This is a genomic window from Synechococcus sp. R55.7 (genome assembly GCF_047461955.1).
Taxonomy (GTDB): Bacteria; Cyanobacteriota; Cyanobacteriia; order Thermostichales; family Thermostichaceae; genus Thermostichus.
Map to the genome: position 1 here is coordinate 1 of NZ_JANSIC010000329.1, position 1,670 is coordinate 1,670.

Here is a 1,670-nt window from a genome sequence, read left to right on the forward strand (position 1 = left end):
AGCGGATGACGCGATTCGAACGCGCGACCGTCTCGTTGGCAACGAGAAGCTCTACCACTGAGCTACATCCGCGTCGGGAAATTTATGATGGCAAGTTTTGCGGTGGTTTGTCAAGTCAGGGATCCCTGGCGCATTTTGTTCCAGAATGAGAGAAGTTCATCTTTCTTTGCAGTTGCGCAAAGTCTGGGCGGGATCCCGGGCAGCGCCTGTTTGAGGGTATTGCTATGCGGGTAGCCATTATTGGGGCCGGATTGGCCGGGTTGGTGACGGCAGTCGATTTGGTTGAAGCAGGACACGAGGTGCAGCTCTACGAGGCGCGGCCTTTTGTCGGCGGCAAGGTGGGATCCTGGCAGGATGCCGATGGCAACCACATCGAGATGGGGCTGCACGTTTTTTTCTGCAACTACAGCAATTTGTTTGCCCTGATGAAAAAGGTGGGGGCCTACGAGAACCTGCTGCCCAAGCAACACACCCACACCTTTGTCAACCGAGGTGGGCAAACGGCCAGTCTGGATTTTCGCTTTCCCCTGGGGGCGCCTTTCAACGGCCTCAAAGCTTTTTTCACCACCGAGCAGCTCTCTTGGGCGGACAAGCTGCGCAACGCCTTGGCGCTGGGCACCAGCCCTTTGATTCGCGGCTTGCTGGACTATGAAGGGGCAATGCGGCAAATTCGCGCCTTGGATCGGATGAGCTTTGCCGATTGGTTTCGGCGGCATGGGGGATCCGAGGGTAGCCTGAAGCGGATGTGGAACCCGATTGCCTATGCCTTGGGCTTTATCGATACAGAGCAGATTTCTGCCCGCTGCATGCTGACGATCTTTCAGATGTTTGCCAGCAAAACAGAGGCCTCCAAGCTCAATTTCCTCAAGGGATCCCCGGACACCTATCTCACTCAGCCTATCGTCCGCTACATCCAAGCCCGTGGGGGCCAGATCCACACCCGCAGAGGGGTCAGCCGCATTGAAGTGAGCGACTCCTCTCCCTACCCCGTGACCGGCTTGCTCTTGACTAATGGAGAGCGGGTGGAGGCAGATGTGTACGTGTGCGCAGCGGCGGTGGAAGGGGCCAAGCGGCTGATCCCGGAAGTGTGGCGGCAGTGGCCTCAGTTCGACAACCTCTACAAGCTGGAATCCGTACCGGTGGCCACGGTGCAGTTGCGCTTCGATGGCTGGGTGACGGAGCTGAACCCCCAAGGCCAGGCCAAACGAGCCAGCCAACACCCAGAGGCTCTGGGTATCGACAATCTCCTCTACACCGCCGATGCCGATTTTTCCTGCTTTGCCGATCTGGCCCTCACCAGCCCCGCCGACTACTACAAACCCGGCCAGGGATCCCTGCTACAATGCGTGCTCACGCCGGGGGATCCCTTCATTTCCATGCCCAACGAGCAAATTGCCCAGCACGTGTTGCACCAAGTCCACGAGCTGTTTCCCTCATCCCGGCAACTGAACATGACCTGGTACAGCGTGGTGAAACTGGCCCACTCCCTCTATCGAGAAGCACCGGGCATGGATCCCTACCGCCCACAGCAAAAGACCCCAGTACCCAACTTCTTTTTTGCCGGCAGCTACACCGCCCAAGACTACATCGACAGCATGGAAGGGGCCACCCTCTCCGGCCACCTGGCTGCTCAGGCCATTCTGGCTGCCCACAGGGATCCCTGATAGGAG

1 protein-coding gene and 1 tRNA gene are annotated in these 1,670 nt (G+C 58.4%); one reads left to right on the top strand and one right to left on the bottom strand.

Features of this window, described 5'->3' with window-relative positions:
• Positions 1-72: transfer RNA gene (locus NW820_RS12240), tRNA-Gly, on the bottom strand.
• A 152-nt stretch (positions 73-224) separates the two neighbouring features.
• Between NW820_RS12240 and zds the strand changes: the two genes are divergently transcribed.
• Positions 225-1,664, top strand: a complete 1,440-nt coding sequence (gene zds / locus NW820_RS12245; protein ID WP_414407629.1) for a 9,9'-di-cis-zeta-carotene desaturase — start codon at positions 225-227, stop codon at positions 1,662-1,664.
• The last annotated feature ends 6 nt before the right edge of the window (positions 1,665-1,670 follow it).

What these genes read in the sequence shown, in the direction of transcription:
- zds (WP_414407629.1), top strand. Translation starts at nt 225, where the DNA reads ATGCGGGTAGCCATTATTGGGGCCGGATTGGCCGGGTTGGTGACGGCA.